We start from the raw sequence: 13,750 nt of genomic DNA, 5'->3' as shown, positions 1-13,750 counted from the left end.
TTGGAAAAAGAAAAGATTGATTTAACTAAACACACAAAAGAGGCTATTAAAGCATCTTCAAGATACTTGGGACATGGAGATGTACTTGATGTAATACTTGACGATGATACAGCTTACACGATAGGTGAAGTTGACGGCCTTATTGATGAATTTTTGAAAAGAGAGGTGGAATAATGGCATTAGGTGGTGGTATTTGGACAAGGCAGGATAAGGTATTGCCCGGAGCTTACACAGTGTTTTCAAATGCTAAAAAGGCGAATGCCGCACTTTCAAGTAGGGGCATTGTGGCACTGCCGATAGCTCTTGATTTTGGAGAAACGGGAAAAGTTTTTGAAGTAAGCAGAGAAGACTTTATGACAAAATCAAAGGAACTCTTTGGATACAGAGTAGATGACGATCGCATGCGTAATCTTAGAGAGGTTTTCTTGCACGCGACTAAGGTACTTGTATATAGGCTTGTATCTGCCGACGCAACGGCCGCAAGTAATACACTTGCTACGGCTAAGTATGCAGGTAAAAGAGGTAATGATATTAAGATAGTAGTAGGTGCAAATGTTGATAAGCCAAGCGCCTTTGATGTGAGCACATATCTTGATAATGCTTTAGTGGATACACAGACTGTCGATAATATGGCAGGGCTAAAGGATAATGCATATGTAACTTTTAAAAGTTCCGCTACATTATCTGTTACAGCGGGAATGCCACTTAGCGGAGGTGCTAATGGAAGTAATCTTACAGGAGAGATATATACAAAGGCATTAGAGAGTTTTGAGGCATATTCATTTAACATTTTGTGCTGCCCCGTTATTGACAGCACCATAACAAAGCTGTTTGTGGCGTATACTAAGCGACTTAGGGATGAAGTTGGGCTAAAGTTTCAAACAGTTGTATATAAGTCTGATAGTGACTATGAAGGAATTATATCTATAAACAATGATGTAGTTGGAACGGATAAAAATTCTTTGGTGTATTGGGTATCAGGAGCAGAGGCAGGATGTGAAGTAAATAAGAGCCTGACAAATGCCGTGTATGACGGAGAATATGAGGTTGTCACGGATTATAAGCAGTCACAGCTTGAGACAGCTATTAAGCAAGGTAAGTTCACTTTACACAATGTAAACGGTGATGTGAGGGTTCTTGAAGATATCAATTCATTTGTGTCGTTTAAGGTCGATAAGGATTCTATGTTCAGTTCGAATCAGACTATCAGGGTAATAGATCAGATAGCAAATGATATAGCTGCACTATTCAATACAAGATATTTAGGCGTAGTGCCTAACGACAATGCAGGAAGAATCAGTCTTTGGAATGATATTTGCAAGATACATCAAGAACTTGAAAAGCTTCGTGCTATAGAAAGCTTTGATACTAAGTCGGTTGATGTGGTTCAGGGAGATGATAAGAAGTCTGTCCTTTGTACCATAAACGGAATAGATATTATAAATGCTATGACAAAGCTTTACTTGAATGTAATCATAGCGTAGAAAGGGAATACAGATGAACGATTCAATTATGAATGCTTTGGATGCCTTGGCAGGAGCACAGGCCAGCGCATATGTAACGCTTGCAGACGGTAAAAGATATAAATTTATGCAGTTATATTCTTTTGAGGCAAGCATGAAGATAAATCTGGTAGAGGTGCCTATTCTTGGGAAGACAGGCAAGGGAAATAAGCCTAGTGGATGGATAGGAGAGTGGAAAGGTACAGCACATTTCAACCAGTCAGTGCTTAGAGATATGTGGCTTGAGTATAAGAATTCCGGAAGACTTCCAAGCTTTGATATACAGGTTACAAATGAGGACCCGACGGCTTCAGTAGGAAGACAGACGATTGTCCTTAAAGGATGTCTCAGTAAGGGCGGAATACTTACAAAGTTTGATGTGGATTCAGAGACACTTGATGAGGATATTGAAGGAACATTTGATGACTGGGAAATGCCTGAAAGCTTCTCATTGCTTAAAGGTATGCAGTAAAAGGAGATTTAGAACATGAGTAGAGATTTAAGTGCTTTTTTAGCGCAAAATGTAAAGAGAGTTGAGAATACCCTATATCCTGCTACAAGCAGAATTGTAGACGAGAAAGGCAAACCGATCCCTTGGGAAATTTGCTGCATTACAGCAACTGAGAATGCAAGAATAAGAAAAGGGTGCATGACAACAGTTGCGGTAGCAGGCAAGAAAGGGCAGTATACGCAGGAATTTAACTCCCAGCTATATCTTGCAAGATTGTGTGTAAGGACTACGGTATATCCTGATTTGCAGGACAAGAAGCTACAAGACAGCTATGGTGTTATGAGCGCAGAAGAGCTTATATCGACTATGCTTACACCGGGAGAATTTGAGGACTACGCAACAGCAGTCATGAAAGCAAACGGCTTTGATGATGAAGAAAATTTGGTTGAAGAAGCAAAAAACTAATTAACGGCGGTGATCCTGAAGCCAATTACGCTTACTACTGTCTGCATAAATTCCACTGGAAACCTACGGAATTTATAGAGATGTCGGAAGAAGAAATGGCTTTTGTGATTGCCGCCATTGATATTAAAGCTCTTAACGACAAGAAACATGCGGATGAGCAGAAAAGCAAAATCAGGAGATAGGAGGCTGAATAATGGCTACAATACAATCACAGCTTGTACTGACAGACGGTATGTCAAGTGTGTTAAGGAGAATGAATTCAGCCTTACTCACTTGTATTGATAGCTTTGAACAAATGCAATCCACATCAACAAATCAAATTGATACGACGGTATTGAGAGAGACAAGAGCAAGCCTTACAGAGCTTAACAGTGAGCTTAATACATCTGTAGAAAGCCAAGAAAGTGTTAGTGAAGCAGCTAGTCAGACAGATGCGGTAGTTAAGAAATTAAGGGAAAGCTTTTTAAAGCTTGCAGCTGCAGCAGGGCTAGCTTTTTCCGCAAAGGAGATCATAGGATTGGCTGATACCTATACTGAAACACAAGCAAGACTTAATTTGATTACGGGAGATCTAGAGAAGACAAAGAGCTTGCAAGATGCAATTATGGACTCGGCGAACAGGTCAAGAGCGGCTTATCAATCTACGGCAGATGCAGTATCTAAGATGGGGCTTATGGCGAAGGATGCATTCAGCTCGATAGACGAAAATGGCTATAAAACTCTTAATACATCTGAATTAGTAGCTTTTACAGAACTTTTGAACAAGCAATTTGTAATTGCGGGAACATCTGCACAGGGTATGGATGCAGCTATGACACAGCTTACTCAAGCTATGGCCTCGGGAGTGCTGAGAGGTGACGAACTTAACTCAATATTTGAGCAGGCACCAACTATAATTGAAACAATTGCTAACCATTTAGGTGTTGAGGTAGGTCAGATTAGGCAGTTGGCACAAGAAGGAAAGATAACAGCAGACGTAGTTAAGAGTGCAATGCTATCGTCAGCAGATGCAATAAATGAGCGGTTTAATTCAATGCCTTACACATACTCGCAGGTAGCTACTATGATTTCAAATATATTGTATGAAACTTTTCAACCAGCAATACAGATGATAGGCCAAGGGGCTCAATTTATAGTTGATAACTGGGATGATATAGAACCGATACTTGTAGGAATTGCGGGGGGCGTAGCAATAGCAACCGTTGCTTGGGGTGCTTGGACAGCAGCTATGTGGTTAGCTGATGCAGCAAATAGAGCTACAATTGCAGGTATGCTGGCCAACCCGTTTCTATGGATTGCAGTTGCAATAGGAGCAGTTGTTGCGGTTGCCTACAGGTTCATTCAGTCAGTAGGTGGGATGAAGAATGCCTGGACTCTTGCTCAGATGGCGATAGGTGTGGGGGTTCAAGTGCTTAAGGTAGGATTTTTCACGGGCATATACGCTATTATGGATCTGTGCGGAAAGCTATCAATGGCTTGGCAAAAAACAGGAGTTTCGGTATCTAACCATATTGGTCAAATGCGAGTAAATGTGCTTAATACTATACAAAATATGGTGAATGGTGCTATTGGATTGATAAATGGATTTATCAATGCTTTAAATAAAATACCAGGAGTAAGCATAGAAGCTATATCGCAGGTTACTTTTGCAAGTACCGCACAAGCAGAATTTAATGCTGAAAAGACTGCAAGAGCAAACGAGCTGGCAGAGGCCCAAACTGTCGAAGATGCTGCTAAAAGAGATAGGCTTTGGAAGCTCATGGGAATGAAAAGTGAACTAGATAGCAAATCTGCGGATTTAAGAAGTAAGTATACTGAGTTTAAGTCTGACGCGATTGCAATGAAAAATGGAGACGGAATTGACTCTTTGGGATTTGATACGGGAGCAGGGGCAGGAGTTGCAGACAACATAGGAAAGACGGCAGGGAACACTGCAGCTGCAGCAGGTGCACTTGCAGAAACAAGAGAAAACCTTGAATACTTGAGAGATATTGCAGAACAGGAGGCCATTAACAGGTTCACTACTGCCGAGATAAAGATTGATTACTCAGGAATGACTAATCAAATAAGTTCAAATATGGACTTGGATAATGTGTTGGATACTCTGACTGTTAAGTTTGTTGAGGCGGTCCAGATGGGAGCAGAGGGGGTGCATAGTTAATGTATAGATTCTATTTAGCAAATATGCTGTTACCTGTCACACCCTCAAAATTAAGTGTAAAGACTAAAAATATGAATAAGACAGTAACTCTTATAAATGAGGGCGAGGTCAACATTATAAAAACAAAGGGTTTGAGGGAGTTCAGTTTTGAGCTCCTTTTACCTTTTGACAGATATTCCTTTACAACTATGAACAGGCCGAAGAAACAAAAAAGCTATTTGGATAAATTAAATAGACTTAAGATAAATAAGAAGCCGTTTCAGTTTATAGTAAAACGACCAAAAGGGTTTAAGACAAATATAAAAGTTACCTTAGAGGACCTCAGTATCACAGAGGATGCAAAGGAAGGCAGGGATATAAAGGCAAGTGTCACCTTAAAGGAGTACAGGCATTACGGGACCAAGAAGGTTGTGTTTGTTCAACCGACAGCTGCAGTAGGAGAGCAGCCTAAGCAGGAAGAGAAAAAAGAAGAAGCCAAGGTGGCAGAAAATAGGGATGCTTCCACCGCACAAAAACCTAAAACACACACAGTAAAGAGAGGTGATACTCTTTGGGGGCTTGCCAAGAGATATTATGGGAACGGTGCTTTATATCAAAGAATAGTGAGTGCGAATCCTAAAATAAAGAACCCAAACTTGATTATAGACGGATGGGAGCTTGTAATACCATGACAGTAGATATAATGATTAGCAATGGAAAAGAGGCTTATATACCGCCACTCAAAGAAGGGATTCAGTTGGATTTGGAGCGCAAAGGCAGTCCGGGAAAATTAAAGTTTTCATATTTTAATGATGGAAACATTAAGGCTGAAGAAGGTAATCAGGTAAAACTCACAGTGGACGGGATGGATGTGTTTTTCGGATTTCTTTTCAGTAAAAAGATTTCAAGTCAGGATAGTAGCTTTGTTGAGTGTACGGCATATGATCAGCTTAGATATTTAAAAAACAAGGATACTTACGCATATAATAATTTGACTGTCGGTGAAGTTATAAAGCTTATCGCCGAAGACTTCAGACTTAATATCGGAGAACTTGAGGATACAGGATATAAGATACCACGCAGAGAAGAACAGAACAAAACTCTCTTTGACATTATCCAAAATGCTATAGACGAAACCTTGCAGAATACAGGTAAACTATATGTATTTTATGACAATGTTGGCAAGCTTACACTTAAGAATATCGACAGTATGAAGCTTGACCTGCTCATAGATATGAGTACGGCTGTAGGATATGAGTATAACAGCTCTATTGATAGCAATACCTACAATCAAGTAAAGGTTGTATATAAGAACACGAAGGATAAAACGAATGATATCTTCCTGGTAAAAAGCGGTGAGAATATCAATAAATGGGGTGTGTTGCAGCTTAATGAAAGCGTAGAGACTAAGGAATCAGGCACAAGAAAAGCTGAAGCTTTACTTAAGTATTATAACAAGGTATATAAAACGCTCACAGTAAAAGATGCATTTGGTGATGTAAGAGTTAAGGCAGGTTCATCTATGGTTGTTATGCTGCAGTTTGAGGATGTAAAGATATCAAACTATATGGTGGCCGAGAAAGTAACTCATACTTTCAAAAATGATGAACATTTGATGACTTTAAAGCTGAGAGGAGGACTGTTTAATGTATGATTTTGTGGAAGCGGTAAAGCAAGCCGCGCTTGAAGCCGTGGAATCCAAGGATCCTATGCGGTTTTGCTTTGGGAGAGTGAGTAAAGTAGATCCGCTTGAGATATGGATAGATCAGAAGCTTACGGTACCTGAGAGTGTTCTCATTCTTACAGGAATGGTGAGTAAGCACTCGGTAGAAGTCGAAGGGCAGGGTAAGATTGCTCTTGATAACAGCTTAAAAGTTGGGGAGCAGGTCATTCTTATCAGAGTTGACGGCGGCCAAAAATACATAGTATTGGACAGGGCGAGGTGAGAATATGCTACCTGTAATTGCTAAAGATATTCTGAATATAGAAAATAGAGCCGAGCCAAGTAATACATTTTATATAGATTTTGACAGAGGAAGAATAACGGGCTTTGTAGATGAAAAAGAAGCATTGAAGCAAGCTATAATGCTTATCTTGAATACTGAAAGATATAAATTTCTAATTTATTCGTGGGATTATGGGGCAGAGCTTGAGGCCCTCATAGGTACTCACCCGGATATAGTAGAGGATGAGGCGGAAAGGCTTATAAGTGAAGCACTCCTGCAGGATGACAGAATTACGGCTGTTTATGATTTTGAATTCAGTAGAAACAGGGATACTCTTCTTGTAAATTTTAAAGTCGACAGTGTTTATGGCGATATAGACATAGAAACGGAGGTTAGATAGTGTTTGAAGAGAATACATATGAAAACATATTAAACAGAGTCCTATCAAGAGTTGATAACAGTATCGACAAAAGAGAGGGCTCTGTTATTTATTCTGCTGTTGCTCCGGTATGTGCGGAACTTGCACAGGCTTACATAGCACTTGATAGCCTTATAGATTGCACTTTTGCTGATACTGCACCTAGAGAGTATTTGATAAGAAGGGCTTTAGAGAGAGGCCTTGTACCGAAACAGGCAACGTATGCCAAGGCTATATCTGTATTTAACATAGATGTGGAAATAGGTAAAAGATTTTCAAGTTCAAGATTTAACTGGATCGTATCCGAAAAGATAAGCGCAGGAAGATTTTATATCACTTGTGAGACTGCAGGAAGAGCTCCGAATGCTGAGAGAGGAAGCCTTATACCTATAGAGTATATAGACGGACTTGAGACAGCAAATATAGAGAGCATAGAGATATACGGAGAGGATGAAGAAGGTACTGAGGAATTCAGAAAAAGATACTATTCGTCCTTTGATACTCAGGCGTTTGGCGGAAATAAAAAAGACTACTACCAAAAAATCACAGCTATTGAAGGTGTAGGCGGTTGTAAGATTTTAAGGGCAAAAGACGGCAATGCTCATAATTTGCCAGGCCATATCCTTGCAATAATAACAAATTCTGAGTATGGGCAAGCAAGCCAAACACTTGTTACGAATGTGCAAAAACTGATAGATCCGAAAGGAGACCAGCTTGGTGATGGCCTTGCTTCCATAGGTCATACCTGCCATATACAATCTGTAAAAACAAAGAACATAAATATAGATACTAATATAGTTTATGACTCAGGATACAATTTTAATGCTTTGAAATCGCATATCCAAAACGCTATTGACAGCTACTTTTTAGAGCTTAATAAATCTTGGGATACTGTAGATGGTATAGTGGTTAGAATTTCAAATATAGAAAGCAAGATTCTTGCTATAAATGGCATTAAAGATATAGCAGATACCAAGCTGAACGGTACTGCATCTAATGCTATATTGGATCCTGACACCATAGCTGTAAGAGGTGCTTTCAATGGATAGGAAATTGATAGACTATCTTCCAGATATTCTAAAAAATGTGACGGAATTCAATCAGATGATGACCGCCGAACAACCCGAACTTGAACTTTTTTGGAGTAAAGGCAATAGCTACTTAGATAACGGATTTATATTAAGTCAGGATACTGATACTGCTGCAAGATGGGAAAAAATATTAAAGGTATCAAGTAAGGATACAGATGAACTTGATGTAAGAAATCTTAGGATTCTTGGAGTAATGCAGGGTAGACTCCCTTACACATATAGAACTTTTTACCGTAGCCTTTTGGCTATGGTAGGCTCTGAGAAAGACTTTAAGCTAAATGTAGATATGGAGCATTACAAGGTCAGCGTGGTAGTGGCTTTATCATCAAAAGAGCTAAAGGAAGAGATTGAAAGACTTGCAGATGAGGTAGTGCCGGCAAATATGGAGATTGAAGTATCGTTGTGGTATACAACTCACAGGATGCTTGAGATAAAAACTCATGAGGAATTGGAGCAGTATACTCATGAGCAAATGACGGAGCTTGATTTAAGGTAGGTGATTTATGAGAGAAACGGATAATTTAAAGCTGAAAATGCCGGACAGGACAGATAATTACAATGTCGAGGACTTTAACAGCAATTTTGCAAGGCTAGATAAAGCGGTAAGCGGTACAAGGCAGATACAAGTACCGGCTTCAAGGTTTAGCGCTCAGGGGCCTTACACACAGCGTATAGATTTAGCAGGGATTAAGAGCACAGATGTACCGGAGATAGCTCTCATAATACCGGATGGGGTTACTGACAGTGCGAGAGTAAAGGCTATAAAAAAGGCTTGGAGTTGTGTAGACAGGATAGATACATATGATGGTTATATAGTGATAAGTTGCTTTGTAAAAAAGCCCGAAACGGACATTTTGCTACTTATAAAGGGGGTGTAATATGGCGCAGGCGATACTTTTAAGGGGTGGAGTAGGTGGAGTTACATCAGATGATGTTACAGCCGGCAAGTCTCAGGTCTTGCAGGGCTACAGGACAGTAACGACTGACAGTGATGACGAAGTTGTCGAAGGAACTATAAAATCAATTAACACAGCTGACGATAACTATAATATTAACAAATCTAATGCGTTTGGGATTGATGAGTTCGGAAGAATGTGGATAGATATGCCACATGGAAATGGATATTATCACCGATATGATAATAAGCCTCATACATGTATAGACTCCGCAAAACTTGGAGATGCTACAGCAGATAAGGTATTGCGAGGCTGTACTTTTACAAGCAAGACTGGAGTAAAAGTGGAAGGTGAGATGGTCAACCGTGGAAACGGAATGGATGCGATAGAGTTTTATAATGCTAACTGGGAAGGCAAATTTGTAGCAAGAATGGAGCCGGGATACTATGGCCAGAATGGACAGTGGAAGCCTTATGTATCCATACCGTACGCAGTCCTTGCTAATGTGGTCGGGGTAGATCCAAATAAAATGCTTTCAAATCTTACCATAGCAGGCACTACAGGTAACGTCAAAATGATTAACACCCAAGATAGTAATTACAGAATCAACAAATCTACTGCATTTGGAATTGATAATTGGTCTGATAGAAATAACACGGTATTTTGGATAGACTTCCCACACGGTAATGGGTACTATCACAGAGCTGATGGTCATCCTCATACGTGTATAGATGCAACTAATCTGGGCACAGCAGGAGCGGATTCAGTTCTGCAAGGACAAACAGCAACTTCTCAACACGGAGTTAAATTTGAAGGTTCTATTCCAAGATGGATTTGCAATACGGGTGATGTTATAACAGCCCTTGGCGGTGAAGGTTTTGCGTGGGATGATACTCACGCAAGTAGGGGAAGGGGTATTGTTGTAAAAATCCCGAATGGGCATTATATACAGGGTGCTAACTGGGCGTTTTTACCTAGTCCCAACCTGCTGCCTGGAAATATTAGAAAAGGCGTAAATATAAATGGAGTCACAGGCACTATGGAAGACCCCAGTGTAGGAAGAGTCCCTTTTAGGAATGCCACCTTTGACAATGTACTAATTTCAGGGGTGGCGAACATAGGGTTGGGGAAAGATTTGAACAACTATAGTATACCCTCAACAGAAATAAGAGATGGTATTATAAGATTTGACACTAGATATACAGGGTTACACTGGTATGCTCCTATGAGTACACTTAATGAGTCAGTCACTTTGGCACATTCAGTGAATTTATCACCTTTTAAAACCATAAGATTAGGTCTTAAATTCCCATATGGAGGTGACTGGGGGGCTGTAAATAGTATGGGGGATTTAGTAGGTGTTGTATGGGCATTATCAACGAATCACTATGCTGAATACAACCCTTATACAAAAATAAAGGTAAATCCTAATATGGTGAAAAAAACAGGGACTAGTAGAATAATACCTCAAGTCTCTAAGGTCTTATTGGATACCAGAGGATTGGATATACCCACAGGTGCTGAGTATTTCGTTGATGTAGATGTATCAGATTTGCAAGGACATCATAGAATTGTACTAGGCTTTGCTGTAATAAATCCATCTGGGGATAAGGTTACGTCAAGAACTATTGTGAGGGCAACTAATGATATTTTTGGAATAAGTCATATAGAATTTATAAATTAGGAGGTTTAAATGAGCAAATTAATATTAAAGGACAAGACGGAGATAGAGTTAAGCACGCACTATGGCGACACGTATGTCACAGTAATAGAAAATTTTGCAAAGCTTGATGAGCTTAAGGACAAGCTTACAGATGCAAATACTGTAATCATGACAGTACAAAGTGATGGCAGCGAGGAGACTGTAACAGGCCTAAAGCTGCAGGGCATCACTATAAATTTTGTAAAGGATGAGACAGGAGTAATTTCTCAGATACAGGCATTACTCATGTTCAGGGCTATGGATAAAGTGGAGCAGGTAGAGGCAACATTGACAGGACGTATAGATGCCCTATCAAATATGCTTGTTGAATTGATGAGTTCAGATGAGGAAGGAGAAGGAAATGAGCAGTAAAAGAAAGTTAAAAGTGTATGTGAGATTTTATGCGTCAAGGATTAAGTATGGACTTATGTCAATTGATGAAGTACCGGCAAAATACAAAGAAGCGGTAGAAGAGTTCATGAAAACGGATGAGTATCTGATGATGTAGCTTGATAACAAGAAAAGTATTTTTGATAACATGAAGAGGGGAAACCCCCTCTTTTTTATTGCAAGAAAGGAGCATTTGTAATGCATTTTGATATTTTTAAACCTGTTTTTGAAATTATGAGAGACAATACATTATTCAAGTTAGTTATAATAATGATTGTGATGGATGTGGTATTTGGAAGCCTAAGAGCAGCGAAGGAAAGGGACTTTAATTCAAGCATAGGTATTGATGGGGGCATCCGCAAAATTGGTATGCTGTTATCTTTGGTATGCCTGGTATTTGTAGATATTTTATGCCCGGTGAATCTAATAGGTTTTGTTCCTGGCACTATAAGAGAATATATACACTTACAAGATATTACAGTGATGGAGTTTTTTGCGTTACTTTATATAGTATATGAGGTTTTGTCAGCACTTAAGAATATGACCTTATCAGGCTTACCTGTACGCAAGGTATGGGTTACAGTAAAGAGCTTCTTAAAGAAGAACACAGGTGAATTTATAGAGATTGAGGATAAGGAATAATTTTTTACGGCAAATAAAGTTTTAATATTTCTTATAAATTAATAATTTTGTTGATATTCTCATATGTTTTTGATAATATTCTAAATAAAAGGAGGTTAGCAAAATGGAGGCTTGTAGAAACAACAGTTTATTAAATTCATTTATAAAAGGTATACAGGATATTAAAATGCCAACCTTTTACGATAATGGTAATATTGAACCTGTCAAAAGCCAGGATGTTTCCGGAAAAGAGAGGATTAGAAAAGATTATAAGAAATCTCTCGTTGAGATAAGGAAGGTTGCAAATGGATTCGCCGTTAAACAATGAGTACGAGATAGACAATATAGTAAGTCAGGTGGAGAGTCTTCCGGAAGCAGAGAGAAATTTAATATATCAGAGACTTGAAATATATCAAGGAGATTTACCACATCCCAAAATACTTGAAGGATACAACGCACTGTATCCAGATGCAGCCAAAAGAATAATAGAAAATGGTATTGCAGAAACAGAACACCGCAGGGAGATGGAGAAGAAGTATCTAAACGCTAATATTAAGGCACATAATTTGGGGCAGGTTTTGGGGTTTATAATAGCAGTTTTGATAATTGTTGGTGGCATACACTTGATTCTTAATAATCATCAAGTATCAGGAAGTATATTATCCGGAGTGTCTGCATTGGGTGTTATAGGCATGTTTACTGGGAATAATAAAGATAAAAACAATGAAAATAGTAATGATGTTTAACATGTTAATGTATTTAGAGAGCCGATAGGTTCTCTTTTTTAGTTGCGTTGAGAAAAAAGCAGAAGAGTTGAGAAAGGAAGAAATAGAATGAAAAGAATTTTTATTAGCCAGCCGATGAAAGGCTTATCTGATGAGCAAATAAAGAAGGAAAGGCAAATCATTGTCGATAGTATTGTCGCGGAATATGGTAGAGATATTGAAATAATTGACAGCTATTTTGAAGGTGCTCCAGCTGATGCTAAACCTATGTGGTTTTTAGGAAAGTCTTTAGAGTTATTATCAACGGCTGATGCAGTATTTTTTGCAAAGGGATGGGAGTCGGCAAGAGGCTGTAGAATAGAGAATATTACAGCAGAAGAGTATGGAATAGAAGTTATTCACGATTAGGAGAAATCTATGATTAAAATTGGACAAGCAAGCAGAGACGAAAGAGGCAGATACAGCGGTGGCCTTGCAGGCGATCAGGACGGCAAAGAAGTCGCAATTAGGGAGTGGTATGATCGCCCCTGGAACAAAGTTCTTAGACCGAAAAATTCCGCGATTGCAGGAAGAATTGCTGCTGCTATGGAGGATGCATGCAGAAACGACAATATTGGATATGATCAATATGAGAGAACTACTTTATATGATCTTTGCAAGGCAAATGGCTGGAATATAAAAGCTGTAAATAGGCCTTGTGAGACTGACTGCAGTGCTCTTGTATCCGTATGTGTAAATGCCGCAGGCATAAGAGTATCAGGAGACATCTACACAGGCAATGAGGCTAGTGCGTTGCTCAGAACAGGAGAATTTGAACTCTTAACCGCTCCTAAGTATTTGCTTTCTGACGAATATTTGAGAAGAGGCGATATCTTACTGTATGAGTTCCACCACACGGCTATAGCCCTACAGGACGGTAGAAGAGCGGAGGAAAGCAGACCTGCACAGGTAAAGTATCCGCTTGGCTGGAATGCGACAAAAGATGGCCAGTGGTGGTATGCTGATACTCCACACAGTTATATTGCAGGCAGGTGGGCGTACATAAATGGTCGTTGGTACGTCTTTGACCAAAAGGGCTTTATGATTAGAGGATGGTTCAAGCAGGGGTATGACTGGTATTATACGAATCCTGCCGACGGAGCTATGCTCAGTGGCCAATGGGTGGATGTTGACGGCAAGTCTTACTATCTTACTCAAAGTGGATTGATGGCCAGAAATGGCTATATAGAGGACGCAAGCGAAAAGCTGTACTTCTTTGTAGACTCTGAGGGCAGATATGTAAAAGAGCTGGATACCGATACTCCAGATCTGAGCAAGTATGAAGTTATAGAATAGAAGAAAAGGCAAGAGAGTTACATCCCTTGCCAAAATTTTTGCTTTTACTATAATGTCTAATGAAAGTC

20 protein-coding genes are annotated in these 13,750 nt (G+C 39.4%); all 20 read left to right on the top strand.

Features of this window, described 5'->3' with window-relative positions; all coding sequences use genetic code 11:
• The 20 genes from D4A81_RS13160 to D4A81_RS08835 all read left to right on the top strand — a co-directional run bounded on the left by D4A81_RS13160 (position 1) and on the right by D4A81_RS08835 (position 13,682).
• On the top strand, positions 1–174 hold the full coding sequence (locus D4A81_RS13160; RefSeq protein WP_162902568.1) for a hypothetical protein: 174 nt from the start codon (positions 1–3) through the stop codon (positions 172–174).
• Entirely contained in the window at positions 174–1,484 is a 1,311-nt protein-coding gene (locus D4A81_RS08925) for a phage tail sheath family protein (RefSeq protein WP_111524603.1), read from the top strand. The genes D4A81_RS13160 and D4A81_RS08925 overlap by 1 nt, the downstream gene beginning before the upstream one ends.
• 13 nt (positions 1,485–1,497) lie before the next feature.
• Complete coding sequence (locus D4A81_RS08920) at positions 1,498–1,974, top strand: phage tail tube protein (RefSeq protein ID WP_111524604.1); 477 nt, start codon at positions 1,498–1,500, stop codon at positions 1,972–1,974.
• Between the two features lie 15 nt (positions 1,975–1,989).
• A complete protein-coding gene (locus D4A81_RS08915) occupies positions 1,990–2,418 on the top strand; it encodes a phage tail assembly chaperone (protein ID WP_111524605.1) in 429 nt (142 codons plus the stop codon).
• A 193-nt stretch (positions 2,419–2,611) separates the two neighbouring features.
• The gene (locus tag D4A81_RS08905) at positions 2,612–4,579 is read left to right on the top strand and encodes a tape measure protein (protein WP_111524607.1); all 1,968 of its coding nucleotides are present in this window, start codon (positions 2,612–2,614) and stop codon (positions 4,577–4,579) included.
• Positions 4,579–5,250: a LysM peptidoglycan-binding domain-containing protein gene (locus D4A81_RS08900; RefSeq protein WP_111524608.1), complete on the top strand. Its 672-nt coding sequence runs from the start codon at positions 4,579–4,581 to the stop codon at positions 5,248–5,250. The genes D4A81_RS08905 and D4A81_RS08900 overlap by 1 nt, the downstream gene beginning before the upstream one ends.
• Positions 5,247–6,212, top strand: coding sequence for an XkdQ/YqbQ family protein (locus tag D4A81_RS08895; protein WP_111524609.1), 966 nt, complete (start codon positions 5,247–5,249; stop codon positions 6,210–6,212). Before D4A81_RS08900 ends, D4A81_RS08895 begins: the two co-directional genes overlap by 4 nt.
• Positions 6,205–6,504 (top strand): DUF2577 domain-containing protein, encoded by a 300-nt coding sequence (locus D4A81_RS08890; RefSeq protein WP_111524610.1) that lies wholly within the window; start codon positions 6,205–6,207, stop codon positions 6,502–6,504. Before D4A81_RS08895 ends, D4A81_RS08890 begins: the two co-directional genes overlap by 8 nt.
• A 4-nt stretch (positions 6,505–6,508) precedes the next feature.
• Entirely contained in the window at positions 6,509–6,904 is a 396-nt protein-coding gene (locus D4A81_RS08885) for a DUF2634 domain-containing protein (protein WP_111524611.1), read from the top strand.
• Positions 6,904–7,971 carry a baseplate J/gp47 family protein gene (locus D4A81_RS08880; RefSeq protein ID WP_111524612.1) on the top strand — a complete coding sequence of 356 codons (1,068 nt, stop codon included), beginning with the start codon at positions 6,904–6,906 and terminating at the stop codon, positions 7,969–7,971. The genes D4A81_RS08885 and D4A81_RS08880 overlap by 1 nt, the downstream gene beginning before the upstream one ends.
• Positions 7,964–8,509 (top strand): putative phage tail protein, encoded by a 546-nt coding sequence (locus D4A81_RS08875; RefSeq protein ID WP_111524613.1) that lies wholly within the window; start codon positions 7,964–7,966, stop codon positions 8,507–8,509. Before D4A81_RS08880 ends, D4A81_RS08875 begins: the two co-directional genes overlap by 8 nt.
• A gap of 7 nt (positions 8,510–8,516) precedes the next feature.
• Entirely contained in the window at positions 8,517–8,891 is a 375-nt protein-coding gene (locus tag D4A81_RS08870; RefSeq protein ID WP_111524614.1) for a hypothetical protein, read from the top strand.
• Position 8,892: 1 nt separating this feature from the next.
• A complete protein-coding gene (locus tag D4A81_RS08865) occupies positions 8,893–10,593 on the top strand; it encodes a hypothetical protein (protein ID WP_111524615.1) in 1,701 nt (566 codons plus the stop codon).
• A gap of 9 nt (positions 10,594–10,602) precedes the next feature.
• A complete protein-coding gene (locus D4A81_RS08860; protein WP_111524616.1) occupies positions 10,603–10,983 on the top strand; it encodes a hypothetical protein in 381 nt (126 codons plus the stop codon).
• On the top strand, positions 10,973–11,119 hold the full coding sequence (locus tag D4A81_RS13155) for a CD1375 family protein (RefSeq protein WP_162902567.1): 147 nt from the start codon (positions 10,973–10,975) through the stop codon (positions 11,117–11,119). Before D4A81_RS08860 ends, D4A81_RS13155 begins: the two co-directional genes overlap by 11 nt.
• Positions 11,120–11,199: 80 nt before the next feature.
• Complete coding sequence (locus tag D4A81_RS08855; protein ID WP_111524617.1) at positions 11,200–11,643, top strand: phage holin family protein; 444 nt, start codon at positions 11,200–11,202, stop codon at positions 11,641–11,643.
• A gap of 103 nt (positions 11,644–11,746) precedes the next feature.
• The gene (locus D4A81_RS08850; protein WP_111524618.1) at positions 11,747–11,950 is read left to right on the top strand and encodes a hypothetical protein; all 204 of its coding nucleotides are present in this window, start codon (positions 11,747–11,749) and stop codon (positions 11,948–11,950) included.
• Entirely contained in the window at positions 11,928–12,368 is a 441-nt protein-coding gene (locus D4A81_RS08845; protein ID WP_111524619.1) for a DUF2335 domain-containing protein, read from the top strand. The genes D4A81_RS08850 and D4A81_RS08845 overlap by 23 nt, the downstream gene beginning before the upstream one ends.
• Positions 12,369–12,455: 87 nt before the next feature.
• Entirely contained in the window at positions 12,456–12,755 is a 300-nt protein-coding gene (locus D4A81_RS08840) for a DUF4406 domain-containing protein (protein WP_111524620.1), read from the top strand.
• A 9-nt stretch (positions 12,756–12,764) separates the two neighbouring features.
• Positions 12,765–13,682 (top strand): endolysin-like domain-containing protein, encoded by a 918-nt coding sequence (locus D4A81_RS08835; protein ID WP_111524621.1) that lies wholly within the window; start codon positions 12,765–12,767, stop codon positions 13,680–13,682.
• Positions 13,683–13,750: the final 68 nt, after the last annotated feature.

It is taken from the genome of Lachnoanaerobaculum umeaense, from assembly GCF_003589745.1.
Taxonomy (GTDB): Bacteria; Bacillota; Clostridia; order Lachnospirales; family Lachnospiraceae; genus Lachnoanaerobaculum; species Lachnoanaerobaculum umeaense.
The sequence above is the reverse complement of the archived record's forward strand: the minus strand, read 5'-3'. Positions and strand labels throughout refer to the sequence as shown.